The organism is Ascidiimonas meishanensis, from assembly GCF_037782385.1.
Classification (GTDB): domain Bacteria; phylum Bacteroidota; class Bacteroidia; order Flavobacteriales; family Flavobacteriaceae; genus Ascidiimonas; species Ascidiimonas meishanensis.
Genome location: NZ_JBBEXD010000001.1, coordinates 615,663 through 630,202, shown reverse-complemented (window position 1 = coordinate 630,202; position 14,540 = coordinate 615,663). Strand labels below are relative to the sequence as shown.

The 14,540-nt window shown below is 32.0% G+C and carries 19 protein-coding genes; 6 read left to right on the top strand and 13 right to left on the bottom strand.

Features of this window, described 5'->3' with window-relative positions; genetic code table 11:
* Positions 1 to 138: 138 nt before the first annotated feature.
* Positions 139 to 336, top strand: coding sequence for a hypothetical protein (locus WBG07_RS02690; RefSeq protein ID WP_340198939.1), 198 nt, complete (start codon positions 139 to 141; stop codon positions 334 to 336).
* A gap of 458 nt (positions 337 to 794) precedes the next feature.
* Here the strand turns inward: WBG07_RS02690 and WBG07_RS02685 are convergent, their stop codons facing one another.
* From WBG07_RS02685 to WBG07_RS02670, 4 genes are all read right to left on the bottom strand, one after another.
* The gene (locus WBG07_RS02685; RefSeq protein WP_340198938.1) at positions 795 to 1,013 is read right to left on the bottom strand and encodes a hypothetical protein; all 219 of its coding nucleotides are present in this window, start codon (positions 1,011 to 1,013) and stop codon (positions 795 to 797) included.
* Between the two features lie 231 nt (positions 1,014 to 1,244).
* Entirely contained in the window at positions 1,245 to 1,421 is a 177-nt protein-coding gene (locus tag WBG07_RS02680) for a hypothetical protein (protein ID WP_340198937.1), read from the bottom strand.
* Between the two features lie 369 nt (positions 1,422 to 1,790).
* Positions 1,791 to 2,000 carry a hypothetical protein gene (locus tag WBG07_RS02675; protein ID WP_340198936.1) on the bottom strand — a complete coding sequence of 70 codons (210 nt, stop codon included), beginning with the start codon at positions 1,998 to 2,000 and terminating at the stop codon, positions 1,791 to 1,793.
* A gap of 66 nt (positions 2,001 to 2,066) precedes the next feature.
* Positions 2,067 to 3,011, bottom strand: a complete 945-nt coding sequence (locus tag WBG07_RS02670; protein ID WP_340198935.1) for a hydrogen peroxide-inducible genes activator — start codon at positions 3,009 to 3,011, stop codon at positions 2,067 to 2,069.
* A gap of 105 nt (positions 3,012 to 3,116) precedes the next feature.
* Here WBG07_RS02670 and WBG07_RS02665 point away from each other — a divergent pair, with 105 nt between their 5' ends.
* A complete protein-coding gene (locus WBG07_RS02665) occupies positions 3,117 to 3,596 on the top strand; it encodes a Dps family protein (RefSeq protein ID WP_340198934.1) in 480 nt (159 codons plus the stop codon).
* Between the two features lie 47 nt (positions 3,597 to 3,643).
* Here WBG07_RS02665 and WBG07_RS02660 read toward each other — a convergent pair whose 3' ends face one another.
* From WBG07_RS02660 to WBG07_RS02630, 7 genes are all read right to left on the bottom strand, one after another.
* Positions 3,644 to 4,078, bottom strand: coding sequence for a DUF2141 domain-containing protein (locus WBG07_RS02660; RefSeq protein WP_340198933.1), 435 nt, complete (start codon positions 4,076 to 4,078; stop codon positions 3,644 to 3,646).
* A gap of 149 nt (positions 4,079 to 4,227) precedes the next feature.
* Entirely contained in the window at positions 4,228 to 5,562 is a 1,335-nt protein-coding gene (locus WBG07_RS02655) for a DUF58 domain-containing protein (RefSeq protein ID WP_340198932.1), read from the bottom strand.
* A gap of 2 nt (positions 5,563 to 5,564) precedes the next feature.
* Complete coding sequence (locus WBG07_RS02650) at positions 5,565 to 6,551, bottom strand: AAA family ATPase (protein WP_340198931.1); 987 nt, start codon at positions 6,549 to 6,551, stop codon at positions 5,565 to 5,567.
* Positions 6,552 to 6,554: 3 nt separating this feature from the next.
* Positions 6,555 to 7,742: a DUF4350 domain-containing protein gene (locus WBG07_RS02645; protein ID WP_340198930.1), complete on the bottom strand. Its 1,188-nt coding sequence runs from the start codon at positions 7,740 to 7,742 to the stop codon at positions 6,555 to 6,557.
* Positions 7,735 to 8,466 (bottom strand): DUF4129 domain-containing protein, encoded by a 732-nt coding sequence (locus tag WBG07_RS02640; RefSeq protein ID WP_340198929.1) that lies wholly within the window; start codon positions 8,464 to 8,466, stop codon positions 7,735 to 7,737. Before WBG07_RS02640 ends, WBG07_RS02645 begins: the two co-directional genes overlap by 8 nt.
* Positions 8,467 to 8,471: 5 nt before the next feature.
* Positions 8,472 to 9,350, bottom strand: a complete 879-nt coding sequence (locus WBG07_RS02635; protein WP_340198928.1) for a hypothetical protein — start codon at positions 9,348 to 9,350, stop codon at positions 8,472 to 8,474.
* Positions 9,347 to 10,306: a stage II sporulation protein M gene (locus WBG07_RS02630; protein WP_340198927.1), complete on the bottom strand. Its 960-nt coding sequence runs from the start codon at positions 10,304 to 10,306 to the stop codon at positions 9,347 to 9,349. The genes WBG07_RS02635 and WBG07_RS02630 overlap by 4 nt, the downstream gene beginning before the upstream one ends.
* Positions 10,307 to 10,357: 51 nt before the next feature.
* Between WBG07_RS02630 and WBG07_RS02625 the strand changes: the two genes are divergently transcribed.
* Together WBG07_RS02625 and WBG07_RS02620 are read left to right on the top strand one after the other, a co-directional pair.
* Positions 10,358 to 11,074 carry an RDD family protein gene (locus tag WBG07_RS02625; RefSeq protein ID WP_340198926.1) on the top strand — a complete coding sequence of 239 codons (717 nt, stop codon included), beginning with the start codon at positions 10,358 to 10,360 and terminating at the stop codon, positions 11,072 to 11,074.
* Positions 11,074 to 11,676 carry a trimeric intracellular cation channel family protein gene (locus WBG07_RS02620; RefSeq protein ID WP_340198925.1) on the top strand — a complete coding sequence of 201 codons (603 nt, stop codon included), beginning with the start codon at positions 11,074 to 11,076 and terminating at the stop codon, positions 11,674 to 11,676. The genes WBG07_RS02625 and WBG07_RS02620 overlap by 1 nt, the downstream gene beginning before the upstream one ends.
* On the opposite strand, the gene WBG07_RS02615 is transcribed toward WBG07_RS02620, so the two are convergent.
* Complete coding sequence (locus WBG07_RS02615) at positions 11,677 to 12,285, bottom strand: peptidylprolyl isomerase (RefSeq protein WP_340198924.1); 609 nt, start codon at positions 12,283 to 12,285, stop codon at positions 11,677 to 11,679.
* Between WBG07_RS02615 and WBG07_RS02610 the strand changes: the two genes are divergently transcribed.
* A complete protein-coding gene (locus WBG07_RS02610; protein WP_340198923.1) occupies positions 12,248 to 13,033 on the top strand; it encodes an NUDIX hydrolase in 786 nt (261 codons plus the stop codon). The genes WBG07_RS02615 and WBG07_RS02610 overlap by 38 nt on opposite strands.
* A 47-nt stretch (positions 13,034 to 13,080) precedes the next feature.
* Entirely contained in the window at positions 13,081 to 13,884 is an 804-nt protein-coding gene (locus WBG07_RS02605; RefSeq protein ID WP_340198922.1) for a lysophospholipid acyltransferase family protein, read from the top strand.
* A 19-nt stretch (positions 13,885 to 13,903) separates the two neighbouring features.
* On the opposite strand, the gene WBG07_RS02600 is transcribed toward WBG07_RS02605, so the two are convergent.
* On the bottom strand, positions 13,904 to 14,539 hold the full coding sequence (locus WBG07_RS02600; protein ID WP_340198921.1) for a hypothetical protein: 636 nt from the start codon (positions 14,537 to 14,539) through the stop codon (positions 13,904 to 13,906).
* Position 14,540: the final 1 nt, after the last annotated feature.

Sequence of the window (14,540 nt, the reverse complement as noted above, 5' to 3'; positions counted from 1 at the left end):
TCCACAGGAAAATGGATATAGAAATAATCAAGAATTAACAAATAAGCAATAAGTTTTAACTTTTTGCAAACAATATTATATGGGAAAATTTAGTTAATTTAACAGAGTAAAACAAACCCCAATTAATAACAAATATTTATGGCTAGAGCTATGTATGAGTACACAAGAGTCATCTTACAAAAGGTAAGTTTTGATCCAGTTCTATTCTACAAAGAATTAGAAAAAGCAGTAAAACTATTATTACCCTATGAAATTGAGCAATTAAAAGAGTGGTTAGAGAATTTCACAAAAGATCGCCCAGACTTAAATCAATGTATGATTTATTTGAGCGTATAACTTAAAACCACTTGTATCTAAAATACCCCCAATGAGTTTAATACTAGTTGGGGGTATTTTTATTATTAGAAAGTACTAGACTTACTCTCTTGTTATTGTGAAAATCTATTTGTCTAGAATTACCTTATGAAGGTTAGCCAGTTTTTTGAAAGATAGACGGAAAATTTTAGTTCAGATAAAAGGTTTTAAAACTCCTTTGGTATCTCTGTATCTACAGGACAAATTCGATAACTATGATCACAGGTAAAATGTAACCCGGTCTGACAAGTCAATCTATTTTTAGTAAGTGCAGTGCAATTTTCAAGGTTCGTGTTAAAATCTATTAGCACAACATCTATTCCGCCTCGAATTTTGTTTAGATTGCTAATTATCTTTTTAGATAAGAAAAGTTTGCCTTTAATTTTCTTTTTTTTCATTTCTTGAGAATTTGTGTTGATATAAAAAATGTTTTTGGAGCCTTAACAGTCTACTTCTGTTGTAATAGGGCAAATTCTATAGCTATGATCACAAGTAGGTTGAAGACCTGTTTCACATGTATGATGGCCTATGAAAGAAAGGCAGCCAACAAATTGTGTTCTTATTATGGTAATTGGAATCAAATCGCCCCCTTTTACCTCATTAAGATTTGAAATAGTAGATTTATTCAAAATAAGATTTTTAAGAATCTTTTTTTTCATCAGTTAAATTTTAACCATCCGTTGGGCATATTTTAATGCTTTCATCTAGAGTCTAGTAATGCAAGTATAATAGTCAACAATTGATAAGCAATAACGCTTCACTGTTGAGTACGGTAATAGAAAGATCAACACCTCCTTTGAAATCTATGAGGTTAGCCATCTTTTCTTTTTGAAATTTTAATGATTTTCTTTTTTCACTATCTGTGAATGTCAAGAATTACAACGGGTCTACTAGTACTTAATAAATACTGTTTCTACAGGATCACATATCCTAGGATCGGTAGGACAACCTTGTCTAAAAGTCTCAGGAATTTCTTCGCTAAGCGCTTTAATCCCTCCTGTCAAATTTAGATTGCTAATTGTTTTTTTGTCAAGAGTAAGCGACTTTAAGTTTTTTTTATTTTTCATAAGATGTTATGTTTATAGGTTTGTTTGTTCGCAAGGACTGGTTATTGTCATACACAAACATGTTTCTTTTCGTGATATTTGCTGCCATGCATTTACAGAAATATGCCCCCCTTTAAGGCTTGCAATTGTTTGCTTTGAAATATTCAGCTTCTGACAGTTTTTTTCATAAAAATCTAAAATTTAGATAGTTAAATATTAAAGATAGTAAATTAATATCTTTTTACTTATTTTTTTTAGAGAAAAAACTTAATATTATTGCTGAAAAATAGCTTTTGAAAGAAATGTGGGAAGATTTTGAAAATTAATTTCAAAGGGTACAAATAATACAAAAGCATCCCTCAGAGGATGCTTTTATGGGTAAATTAAAATTTAGCAGGCAAAACTATCATCTGAAGAGCACCAGCAGTTAGAACCAGCGTCTCTGGATTCGGTCCAACAAATAGTCTCAATGGTAATTGGTCCCGGATTTACGATAGTACAGTCTCTACTTCCAGGAGGTCTTCCTCCACTAATGGTGTTAAGATTACCAATGGTTTTTTTGTTGAGTGTAAGGGAGCTTTTTACAATCTTTTTTTTCATAATTCTTTGGTTTTAAGATTTATATATTTAAAAGATATAAAAAAGTAATGAAAAAACTACATTAGGTTATATTTTCTTGCTTGTAGGGCTTATTATTTCAACATCATGAAAGGCAATAGCCCCTCTTATAACATCAGAAATAGTTTCTTTTAAGGCGGCTATTATATGTAGCTTCAATTCACTTTTATTATGAATAATACTTACTTCTCTTGCTGGTTGAGGTTTTTTAAAATATCTTAAGTATTGTTTGTCTTCCTCTTTGAGGTCTAAGGTATGTAAATACGGTAATAATGTCATGCCCAAACCTTCATTAGCCAGTTTTGTCATAGTTTCAAAACTACCACTTTCTAAATGAAAGGTATCGTCTTTCTTAGCTCTATTACTTCTACATAGATTCAAAACATTATCTCTAAAACAATGCCCATCTTCCAGCAATAGAATATCTTCAAGATTCAGATCTTTTACTTCTATTTGAGAAGCCCCGCTCAACACATGATTTGGAGGGGTGTAAGCAACAAAAGGTTCATAATAAAGTACTTTTTCCTTTATTTTATCTTTTCCTAATGGCGTAGCTGCAATAGCGGCATCTAAATGACCATCTTCCAGCTTTTGTATAATACTCTCTGTGTTGTCTTCTTCAATGCTAAGATTTATTTTTGGATATTTCTTGATAAAATGTTTAAGAAACATAGGTAGTAGTGTTGGCATTATAGTTGGAATAATACCTAACTTGAACCCACCTCCAACATATCCTTTTTGTTGATCTACGATATCTTGCATTCGGTCAGATTCATTTACAACATTTCTGGCCTGATTAACAATTTTCTTACCAATCTCTGTTAATTGAATAGGCTTTTTGCTCCTATCAAAAATTAAAACTTCAAGCTCATCTTCCAATTTTTGAATTTGCATACTTAACGTAGGTTGTGTGACAAAACTTTTTTGAGCAGCAAGGGTGAAATTTTGATATTCTGCAACAGCTAAAACGTATTGTAATTGCGTAATGGTCATCAGTATAATTTTAGATGATAAAAATATAAAAACTATCAATAAAACTTATTACAATAGTAAAAGTTTATCTGCCTATCTTTATGTAGAATTTAAAAGCAAATAACAATGAGTTTAAATAGTCTTGGTTTAGATGCTAAAGGAACTATTGAGTTACAAAATGATCTCAATAATCTTTTAGCTAATTTTCAATTATATTATCAGAATTTAAGAGGCATTCACTGGAATATTCGTGGAAAACGTTTTTTTGATTTGCACGTGAAGTTTGAAGAACTTTATAACGATGCACAATTAAAGGTAGATATGATTGCAGAAAGAATATTAACCTTAGGAGGTACTCCTTTGCATACGTTTGAAGATTATATTAAAGCTGCCAAGGTTCCGGTAGGAAAGAACATTTCTATAGATGAAAAAGCAGTTTCTCTAGTGGTATCTTCTTTAACCGAATTATTGAAAATTGAAAGAATCATTTTAAACAAATCTGGAGATTTTAATGATGAAGGTACAAATGCAATGATGAGTGATTTTATTACCGAACAGGAGAAAATCATCTGGATGATGAAAGCTTGGCTGGATGAAAGCGTATAATAAAAGGGATGTCTAAAAACATCCCTTTTATTAGATTCAAGTGAAGTTTAGAAACGAATAGATAATTCTAAATCTACGTTTTCTACTGTAAATTCTGCATCCGTATAAGTTGGAGGCCCCATGACCATTACGTTATTAGTAGCGCCGTAGTCTTCTTTAGGCATACCATTTGGTTCAAAATCCATCCTATTATTATTATTTTTGTCATGTAGTGCTAGTATAGCGTAACTACCAGGTGTCACGTTTTCAAAAATTGCATGTGCAGTACCATTTTCTATAACTACAGCAGCGTTTTGAATACCAGGAGCTTTCATAAAGGTCTCTTCTGTATGTAGAGAAAATAAAACATGACCTTCCTCGTTTCTTACATTGTCAATTTTTACTTTTAGAGTAACCCCAGTTGCTATTTTTTCTTCAGAATTTTGAGCAAATGTGAATGTTGAAATTAATGCGATGAAGATAAAGAGTCTTAATGTTTTCATGATGTTATATTTTAATAGTTATAAATAATTACATGACAAAAGTGCAAACCACAGACAGGTAATCATAACATACTTTACCGGATTGTAAAAAATAAGGATTGAATTGTAAATTTTAATTCTTCAAGAGAGAATTAGCACTAAAAACTACATTATAATAACCCTCGGGACTTAATTTCTAAGTACTTGTTTATTGCGTTAATAGACAATTTTTCTGGAGTAGTAAGGATGCTTTGGATGCCGTGTTTCTGCAGTTCTTTCTGCATAAGCCTTTTGTCAAAATCAAATTTATCTGCAATAGTTTTATGGTAAATACCTTGTAAATCTTCAGCATCTTGATCGGTTAACTTTTTTAATTCGGTATTCTCAAAGAAGATAACAACTAATAAATGTTTTCTAGCAATGGCCTGAAGATAGGGAAGCTGTCTTTTAAGTGAAGAGATGTGCTCAAAATTGGTGTAAAGCATTAATAAACTTCTATGGGATACTTTCCTTTTTATAAAATTATAGAGTAACCCAAAGTCAGCATCTGGATAATCAGTGTCAACTTTATACAACCTTTCCATAATATTGGTAAGATTAGAAAGTTTATCTGAGGGCATTATATAGTCTGCAACATTTTTATTAAAAGACAACATCCCCACCTTATCTTTCTTTTTTAGTGCAACATTAGAAAAAGCAAGTGTACTATTAATTGCATAATCTAAAAGCTTTAATCCTTCAAATGGCATTTTCATAACTCTACCGGTATCAAGTAAGGATAAAATGGGTTGTGACTTTTCATCTTGATATTGGTTTACCATGAGCAGCGAGTGTTTAGCAGTGGCTTTCCAATTGATAGTTCTAAAATCATCCCCTTGCACATATGTTTTAATTTGCTCAAATTCCATAGTGTGACCAAGACGCCTAATTTTTTTAAAACCAAACGCTGTAAGTTGATTACTTATGGCAAGAAAGTCGTATTTTTTCATTTGAATAAATGAGGGGTACACTGCTACTTCCTGAGCTTTTTGAAATGAAAACCGCCTTCTTACCAAACGTAGTGGTGAGGAAACAAAAATGTGCAGTGAGCCAAATTGGTAGAGTCCTCGCTCTACGGGTCTTACCCTATATTCAAAACGATACTCTTGTTGTTTTTCAATACGTGTTATGTGATAAAAGTCTCTTTTTTGAAATTGAAAAGGCAATTCATCAATAATACCAACATGAATAGGAAATGTATAGTGGTTGAAAACAATTACAGGTACTGGATTGGGGTCACTGTTAGAAAACTTTTCTTGTAAAATCCTATTGGCATCTATTGGGTTTTTTGGCATAAAAACTAAAAGAATATCGGAAATTAATAAGATGCAAAAAACAAGTACGCTCAGCCATGCTAATAGGTATAATTCTTGGAACCAATGCGAAATAAAAAATAATAGCGAAAGGCCGATAAGTGACCGGAAAAAGAACTTTTTAAGATAGAAAGAGCGAATGAATTGTAGCATTCTTATCGCGGTATTTCAATAGATTGTAGAATCATTTCAATTACTTTTTCTGGTGTAATACCTTCCATTTCTCGTTCTGGTGAAAGGATAATTCTATGATTTAATACTGGCAATAATGCTTTTTTGACATCTTCAGGAGTTACAAAATCCCTTCCACTCATGGCAGCAAATGCTTTAGCAGTATTTAGAACAGCAATGGAAGCTCTAGGAGAAGCTCCCAAAAATAAATGTGAATGTGTTCTTGTTTTTGATATAACTTCTGCAATGTATTTAATGATTTTGTCTTCGCAAATGACATCCATAACACTTGCCTTAAAACTTGCTAGTTTTTCAGGTTCCAGAATGGCTTTAATAATAGCTTCTGGTTTTTTACCCTTGCGTTCATGATGAGTTAATAGAATTTGCACTTCTTCTTCTTGTGAAGGGTAATCTACTTTAATTTTAAAAATGAAGCGGTCTAGCTGTGCTTCCGGAAGTGCATAGGTACCCTCTTGTTCAATAGGGTTTTGTGTTGCAAGAACCATAAATGGTGCATCCATCTTAAAAGTATGTCCATCAATAGTAATTTGTCTTTCTTCCATTACTTCAAACAAGGCTGCCTGTGTTTTGGCAGGAGCACGATTGATCTCATCAATAAGCACGATATTGCTAAAAACAGGTCCTTTTTTAAATTCAAATTCTGAAGTTTTCATATTTAAAACGGAAGTTCCTATAATGTCTGAAGGCATAAGATCTGGCGTAAACTGGATCCGTCCAAAATCTGTTTTAAGAGTTTTAGCAAATAATTTGGCGGTAATGGTCTTAGCAATTCCAGGCACTCCCTCAATAAGTACATGTCCATCTGCAAGCAAACCGGCTAACAATAATTCTATAAAACTTTCCTGACCTACTATTATTTGAGCAAGTTCCTTTTTTATTCCTTCAATGCCTTCTTTTAAGGTAGTTAGCTCAATACGACTGTTAAATTCCATAGGTTTGTTTTCTTCCATGATTTATTTTTTAAAATCTTCAATCATTTGATTGAGATTCATGAGTTCTTCTTTACTGATACTGATTTTATGCTGGATAGTTTTTATGAAATCAAACAGTTTTTTGGTTTCTTCAAAGTTCTTACCATTTCTAGAAGCAATATCTTTAATTTGCCGGGTATTTAATTCTGAAACAGAAGCAGATTGCTGATTCCTGATAAAAGCTAAAAAATGATTTATCTTGTAAGAGGCTATATCTCGATGGTCATTTTTTTCGTAATACATATTCGCAATAGTACGCACAAAATCTAAGGTCTGATTTTTAAGTGGTTCCATAATTGGAATGCTTCTTTGTTTTCTTCTGCCTTCAAAAATAATATAAAAGAAAGTAGCTATTAAAACAAGATAATAAGCCCACTTTAGTGCTTTATTGTTTAGAAAAACATACATAGGAGAGCTGTAATATTTTGATCCTGTTTTATAGTGATTATCAAAATAGATGGTCTTTGAAGAAGTTAAATAGGATAACAACCCAGATACATACTCTTCATTAGGACTCTTAAGAATAAAATAATTAGACAATGATTCTGGAAATAAAGATAAAATAAGTTCACCTTTACCAAAAGGCTGTTTTATAACATTCACATAATTTTTAGCTTCTCCTTCAAGCTTGATGGTGCCTATTGCAGTGGTTTGTAATGAATCTCCGTTTTTAAAAAAAGGGATCGTCATATTTCGATCAAAAAATGCAGTTTTTTGATTCTTAAAAGTCTCATTCATCAAGGAAAGCTTATACGAGGAAGTCAAAGTACCAAGATCTGTAATATAATCGGTTTTTAAATTTAATGTGTCCAATAATCTTTTTTCATAACTTGAAGAAGCAATAAACAGTTGATTTCCTTCAGCTACCCATGCTAACAAGGAATTAAGTTCTTCTTTTCCAAACTTTACGGTTTCATTAACAAAAAAATAAGTGCCTTCTGGATACTGCTCTTTTAGAAAAGAATAAGGAGCTATTGAGGTGTCTTCAAAACGATCTTTAAATATTGATTTCATCTCGGTATGCAAGACTTTCATGCCTAATGGGATCGTATGATTTTTAGAATATGAGGGAAACCAACTTATTTCTTTGGGTTTGGTATATTCTATGAATACAAGCAATCCAATGAGCACTACCGTAATGATGATATAAATTTTTCCTTCTTTACCCATGCATATTGATTTTTTGAGATATGGAGGTAAAGACAGGTTTTATTTTTGCGTATCTGGATTCATCTATATCAAAATTCCCGTACCATATAAAGTCGTAAATTTTAGTAATGCTTGAAAACAATCCTGAAACTTCATGATGACTTAATTCTGAAAGATAATCATCATTTGTTTTTTGTTGCTCCCATTCAATCATATGATGATCACTTAATTCTTTTAATGCCAAAAGATACTGATACCTTACAGCAAGTCTAAATTCTTTATTAGCAAGAGCTTTTTCAATTAGAGAAGGAATATTTTCATTCTGAATAATATCTTCTTCTTCCGAGAATGATACCATTGGGGTATTGGTTTTTGAGCTAATAAAAGAACGTGTGCCAACTTTTAAAAAGAGTTTTACAAGAAGAAAAATTAGCAATCCAATAGATCCATAAATAAGGATTCTAAAAACTAAAGACAGAATTCCAAAAGTAATATCAATATTAAAAAGAGATTTAAGGATTTTTATAATCAAATTAAAAACCCAATTCTTAAATTGTTGCCACCAGGTTACTTGGTTTTTTTTGGTGTTGTAATCGTAATCTGGATTGTTTTTGTATTTCTCTAGCTGCTCTTTTTTAATTTCTATCAATGAAATATCACTGCTATCCTTGGGTATTTGTAAGGAGTTAGCTCGCAAGGCACTTATACAAGTTAAACAACAAATAAAAAGAAATAATATTCTCATTAATTCTATGAATTACTTCCTAAAGAATCAATTTTTTCAAAAGTTCCAGTAAAATTTTTCTTTTCATTTAAATTAAAATAAATAAGAACAGAGGTAATAAGAGTAACTAAATTTAAAAAATATTGAAAAAAGTAAGATACAAGGTTGAGTGCAATATAAACCGGGTCTTTTATAAAAAAATCGCCATTAGCAAAATCACCTTCTCCCGCAGAAATCCCCATTTTCACCCAACTGTAAATGATAGCAGGCATGCTAAATGCGTAGCTAGCAATAGCCATTATAAGCCAAACTACAAACATGGTAATAAAGGTCATCCACCATTCATTTTTTATGAGAGAAAAACTATCAGAAATAGCATCCGTAACAGATAAATTTCTAAATACCAATAAAGAAAATGATAAGGTTAGTGGAACCCAAAGATAAATGCCGGGAAAACAACATAGCATGATTCCCACAGACATCATGATAAAAACTAAAACTCCCAAACCAATAATTCCCCAAAAACTATCCCTAACTCCCTTTCGTATTTCTTCTTGTATAACAACTCCGTTATTATTTTCATAAGATTTAATATAATTAAGAGTTACAGAGTAAGACAATGCGTAAGTAGCAATTCCTCCAACTAATAAAAATATAACTCCAATGATTAAAAATATGAGATCGGTTTCAGAAAAGTTAGACTCTAACATCTGTATGTTTACAAGAGACCCTAGACTATATAGATAACAACCAATACCTGCAATAGCAATTAGCAGATATGGACCTACCATTTTTATAATGGTTCCAAAATAGTTTTTGAATTCTTGACGTATAAAAGCAAAGGTATCGGTAATAATTTCTCCAATTTCCCGTTGCTTTTTAAATTCAATTTTCGCTTTTGTCATGATTTGGATATTTTGTTGAGTTGAATAGGATAAATAACGTAATAAAAAAGAATTAAAAATAAGGATATACTTATAATTAAGATAGCCAGCCAATCTGGCATCTCCGTATGTCTTGTTACAAAACCTTCTAAAAAGCCCGCGATGATGAAAAACGGGATAGTACTCATAATAATTTTCAATCCTGCCTTTGCACTTCTCTTAAATGCTTGCAAACGGGTATAGGTGCCTGGAAACAATAATCCGTTTCCCATTACAATACCTCCACAACCAGCTATCACAATTACTGAAATTTCAATGGTTCCATGAATCCAAATAGTTCTTACAGATTCCCAAAGCAATCCCTGTTCATAAAAGAAGTATTGAAAACTACCAAGCATAATTCCATTTTGCATTAATATAATGAGTGTACCAAGACTAAATATGAGTCCATAGCTAAACGCCATAAGAGCAACTTTAATATTATTGATGGTAATGCCAAGGAACATATTAAACTCTCCTTGTTTTTTGTAAACACCCATAGGATCTCCTTTCTCAATATTTTCTAGCGTCATGTTTACATAATTATCGCCCAAAAAAGAGCGTACAAAATCACCATCGGTTGCTGCAGAATAAGCTCCGATAATGGTAAAAAGTAAAAAAAACAAGAAACTGACCAATAATATTTTATGATATTTATAGAACTCCTTAGGAAACTCATCTTTCCAAAACGTAATAATACGATTCTTAGGTTCTTTTTTGGTTTTATAAATTTTTTGATGTGCTAAAGAAGACAAACTATTTAAGTATGCCATGGTATTACTTTTAGGATAAAATGTCTTTGCATAGCTAAGATGATCTGTAATCTCAATATATAGATCGGACAAGTCTCCGGGATCTAATTGTTCTTTATTTTTGAGAACATTTTCAAAAGTGGACCATTTATCCTTATTTTGCCTAACAAATGCAGCTTCGCGCATAAATACCCTTAAAGAAGATTATTGATTTATTTGCCATAAAGAAAACAAAAAATGGATAAATTCCAAATAGAAACCTCTCAAAATGTAGGGATACATCAAAATGTTGCAAGTATTATAGACAGAATGCTAGCCTTTTTGTTGGATACTGTTGTCATTATATCTTATTATATACTGATTTTCTGGATATTGGTATCTCTTGATTTAAACCCAGGAGATCAATGGGCCTTATTTTTATTAGCAAGCCTTCCGGGTTTTTTGTATTATCTAATTTTGGAAACTTTTACGGATGGTAAAACCGTAGGTAAATTTGTAGTAAAAACTAGAGTGGTGAAGTTGGATGGAAGCAAACCTGCTTTTTCAAATTATTTTCTACGATGGATTTTAAGAGTAATTGAGGTTACTCTTACTTCAGGTGGTGGAGCGGTATTAACGATATTATTAAATGGTAAAGGACAACGATTAGGAGATATTGCCGCAGGAACCACGGTAATTAGTGAAAAGCACTTATTTAAACTAAGTGATACTTTGCATGAAGAAATCCCCTTAGATTATCAACCTAGGTATCCACAAGTAACCCTTTTTACAGACTTGGAAATTCAAGAGATTAAAACTATGTATGAAAGTGCTCTTAAGCATGGAAACCATAATGTAATTGTAAAACTCAGTCATCAAATTCAAAAAATATTGGAGGTAAAATCTTCAGAAACTCCATTAGAATTTGTTAAGAAAATAATTTCAGACTATAATTATTATACCCAAAGTATGTAATGCTATTTTATTCTCTTGATCTTATTGGAACTTTGGTATTTGCGATCTCCGGAGCACTAGCAGCAATGAATAAACGCCTTGATTTGTTTGGGATTTTTATTATTGCCTTTGTAACTGCGGTAGGAGGAGGAACGCTTCGTGATGTTTTAATAGGTAGAACGCCTGTGGGTTGGATGTATGATCTTAATTATATTTATATAATTTTAATTGGGTTTTTGATAGCCATTATTTTTAAACAAAAAATAGATTATTTACGTAAATCTCTTTTCCTTTTTGATACTATTGGTTTAGGAGTTTTTACGCTGATTGGTATTGAAAAAGGAGTAGAAGCACAACTGCATCCAATTATCTGTATTGCATTAGGTGCAATTAGCGCTTCCTTTGGAGGTGTAATCAGGGATATTTTGTGTAATGAAATACCTGTTATTTTTAGAGAAGAAGTATATGCAACGGCTTGCCTAATAGGAGGTTTGACCTACTTCTTAGTGCAAATGTTTCCAGTATCTGAAAATATTAGTTACATAATTACAGCCTTGGTTGTAATCATTGTTCGTTTGATGGCTGTATATTTCAAATTAAAATTACCAAGTATTCAAAAATGATTATTCTACGACTTCTGCTTTTATTTTAATGTTTTGTAAGGGCCATTCACCGTCGTCTATAGGTTGAGAATTAATCTTGTCAACAACATTCATTCCTTTAATGACTCTGCCAAAGGCAGTATAATCTCCATCCAGATGATATGATCCTGGATTGGTAACCACAATAAAAAATTCAAAAGGAGAGGCTAGTTTATGCGGGTTGTTGATATCACTGCTTGGCATAGAAATGGTTCCTCTGTGATGTCTATACCCTTTTTTGGTGTCTGGAGGAAGCAAGTATCTTCCTATGCTTGCTCTTTTTAATGCAGTTTCCTTAGTGTCTGCATTACCTCCCTGAATAATAAAATTTTTAACAACACGGTGAAAATAAGTATTATTAAAATACCCCTCTTTAGTTAAATATATAAAATTGGCTCTATGGTATGGGGTTTTATCATACAATTCAACTACAAAGCTTCCAAAATCAGTTGTAATACGTACTTTTTTTTCGGGATTTTCTTTTGCATACTCAAAAAAGAAACGAATTGCATTTTCTTCTGTTAACTTAAAAGGCGGTGGTATTTCTTCTTCTATGATGGTATCTAATTTTTTAGCTGGTTCTTCAATCATATCAGCTTTTTCACTGTTTATTGATTTTTTATCAGATGGAGAGCTATTGCACGCTATTAAAAATATAAATAGTATTATTGTAAGTAAAGATGGAGATAGCTTTAACATGAAATTTGATTTTTTTCTGAAATCGGTACCAAAAATAATAAAAAGACCGCTTCCCGGTTTAGATTCGCATTATAAAATGGCCCCTTTAATGCGTTTAAAAGAGCTAAATTCTCTTGATATAGAAAAAATGAATCCGAAAAGAGCAGCGGTATTGCTTCTTTTTTATCCAGACCAAAAAGAAAAAACAAACTTTGTGTTAATTCAAAGAAAAAAGTATCCCGGAGTACATTCAAACCAAATAGCATTTCCGGGAGGAAAGGTAGAGAAAGAAGATACAAGTTTGATGCAAACAGCATTAAGAGAGACACAAGAAGAGGTAGGGGTGATCTCAAAACAAGTAGAGGTTATTAAATCATTGACAGAAGTATATATTCCTCCCAGCAATTTCATGGTGTCTCCTTTTGTAGGAGTTTCTAAAATATATCCTTCTTTTCGCGCACAACCAGAAGAAGTAGAAAGAATAATAGAGATACCGGTAGAAGAGTTTTTAGACGATAAGGTGGTATTTACCCAAAAATTAAACACTTCCTATGCTAAAAACGTAGATGTTCCAGCTTTTAATTTAAAGGGATATACAGTTTGGGGAGCTACTGCAATGATGCTAAATGAAGCTAAAGAACTGCTAAAAGGCATATTATAACCGCGTTTATTCGTAGTTTTGTTTAACTGACTTGAAAAATGTAGTACATGGGATTATTTAAAAAAAACCCTTTTGGGCATATACTTTTTTTAAAGAAATGGTTGATAAGAATTTTTGGAGCAATTACACATGGTAGATATCGAGGTTTTAATGAGTTAAAAATTGAGGGTTCTGAAATTATAAAAAAGCTTCCTCAACAGGGCATTTTGTTTGTGTCAAACCACCAAACATATTTTGCCGATGTGGTGGCAATGTTTCATGTTTTTAATGCAAGCCTAAGCGGTAGAACAGATTCCATTCGTAACATTGCCTATATCTGGAATCCCAAACTAAACATTTACTATGTAGCCGCAAAAGAAACGATGCAGTCTGGTTTACTACCTAAAATCCTTTCATATGCCGGCGCGATTACTGTGGAACGCACGTGGCGTGAAAAGGGGAAAAACATTCAGCGAAATGTAAATTTAAGTGACACAGAGAACATAGGTATTGCGCTTGAAGACGGATGGGTAATTACATTTCCACAAGGCACTACTAAGCCATGGAAACCCATTAGAAAAGGAACAGCACACATAATAAAACAATACAAGCCCATTGTTATTCCTATTGTAATAGATGGTTTTAGACGTTCTTTTGATAAAAAAGGATTAATGATTAAAAAGAAGGGAATACTTCAATCAATGGTGATTAAAGAGCCCTTGGAAATTGATTATGACAATGATTCTGTTGAAGAGATTGTAGAAAAATTAGAATACGCAATTGAGCAACATCCTTCATTTATAAAAGTGATTCCTCAGGAAGAATTAATAGCGCAAGAAGAATTGAATAAATACCGTAATTGGAATTATTAATTGAGCTTAATTTTAACCTTTAGACTTCCATTTTTTTTAACTCTTCGTAATTTCGCAATAATTTTTTCAAGAGTATTCCATAAAGTAATCTATAAAAAAGCCATATAAAAATTAAGGCAATAAATACCATTACTAGACAAAGAAATATCATAAGTGGCCAAAAATAATCGGGCAAAACACCATTGTTTTCAGCAAGTATTTGTTGTGTGAAATCTGTTTGTAAATACCCTATACAAAGAAGCGTGCTATAAATTCCAGATAAACCAAGAAGAATTGCGATATAAGTTTTCACCGTTTTTCGGGTCTTAAGAATAGATTTCATCAGATTACGAGTGCTTTCGGTAACACTAATTTCTTTATAATTTTTGTAGAAAAGATAGATGTAGTAAGCAACTATCACATACGATAAAATATATGTAACAATAGTGATTTCTGTTTGTCCTATTCTATCTAATTCTTCCCAGTATTCTTTATCTGCAGCAAAGAGGGTAAATAACAAACCAATGAGTATTTCACTTAGGCTTATATAAAAGATCCATTTAACAATGGAAGATGATCTTTTCCAGATCATTTGATAAATTTCATCGTAAGAAAGTTTGGGAAGCGAATGTTCTTTGCTCTGCCAGTCTTTCTTTAAAAGATCAAGTTCATTCATA

Excerpts from the sequence above, each read along its gene's own strand:
- WBG07_RS02605 (WP_340198922.1), top strand. The coding sequence starts at position 13,081 with ATGGGATTATTTAAAAAAAACCCTTTTGGGCATATACTTTTTTTAAAG.
- WBG07_RS02610 (WP_340198923.1), top strand. The coding sequence starts at position 12,248 with ATGATGGTATCTAATTTTTTAGCTGGTTCTTCAATCATATCAGCTTTT.
- WBG07_RS02635 (WP_340198928.1), bottom strand. The coding sequence starts at position 9,350 with ATGACAAAAGCGAAAATTGAATTTAAAAAGCAACGGGAAATTGGAGAA.
- WBG07_RS02625 (WP_340198926.1), top strand. The coding sequence starts at position 10,358 with ATGGATAAATTCCAAATAGAAACCTCTCAAAATGTAGGGATACATCAA.
- WBG07_RS02685 (WP_340198938.1), bottom strand. The coding sequence starts at position 1,013 with ATGAAAAAAAAGATTCTTAAAAATCTTATTTTGAATAAATCTACTATT.
- WBG07_RS02645 (WP_340198930.1), bottom strand. The coding sequence starts at position 7,742 with ATGGGTAAAGAAGGAAAAATTTATATCATCATTACGGTAGTGCTCATT.
- WBG07_RS02620 (WP_340198925.1), top strand. The coding sequence starts at position 11,074 with ATGCTATTTTATTCTCTTGATCTTATTGGAACTTTGGTATTTGCGATC.
- WBG07_RS02690 (WP_340198939.1), top strand. The coding sequence starts at position 139 with ATGGCTAGAGCTATGTATGAGTACACAAGAGTCATCTTACAAAAGGTA.
- WBG07_RS02660 (WP_340198933.1), bottom strand. The coding sequence starts at position 4,078 with ATGAAAACATTAAGACTCTTTATCTTCATCGCATTAATTTCAACATTC.
- WBG07_RS02655 (WP_340198932.1), bottom strand. The coding sequence starts at position 5,562 with ATGCTACAATTCATTCGCTCTTTCTATCTTAAAAAGTTCTTTTTCCGG.
- WBG07_RS02615 (WP_340198924.1), bottom strand. The coding sequence starts at position 12,285 with ATGATTGAAGAACCAGCTAAAAAATTAGATACCATCATAGAAGAAGAA.
- WBG07_RS02670 (WP_340198935.1), bottom strand. The coding sequence starts at position 3,011 with ATGACCATTACGCAATTACAATACGTTTTAGCTGTTGCAGAATATCAA.
- WBG07_RS02600 (WP_340198921.1), bottom strand. The coding sequence starts at position 14,539 with ATGAATGAACTTGATCTTTTAAAGAAAGACTGGCAGAGCAAAGAACAT.
- WBG07_RS02680 (WP_340198937.1), bottom strand. The coding sequence starts at position 1,421 with ATGAAAAATAAAAAAAACTTAAAGTCGCTTACTCTTGACAAAAAAACA.
- WBG07_RS02675 (WP_340198936.1), bottom strand. The coding sequence starts at position 2,000 with ATGAAAAAAAAGATTGTAAAAAGCTCCCTTACACTCAACAAAAAAACC.
- WBG07_RS02630 (WP_340198927.1), bottom strand. The coding sequence starts at position 10,306 with ATGCGCGAAGCTGCATTTGTTAGGCAAAATAAGGATAAATGGTCCACT.
- WBG07_RS02650 (WP_340198931.1), bottom strand. The coding sequence starts at position 6,551 with ATGGAAGAAAACAAACCTATGGAATTTAACAGTCGTATTGAGCTAACT.
- WBG07_RS02640 (WP_340198929.1), bottom strand. The coding sequence starts at position 8,466 with ATGAGAATATTATTTCTTTTTATTTGTTGTTTAACTTGTATAAGTGCC.
- WBG07_RS02665 (WP_340198934.1), top strand. The coding sequence starts at position 3,117 with ATGAGTTTAAATAGTCTTGGTTTAGATGCTAAAGGAACTATTGAGTTA.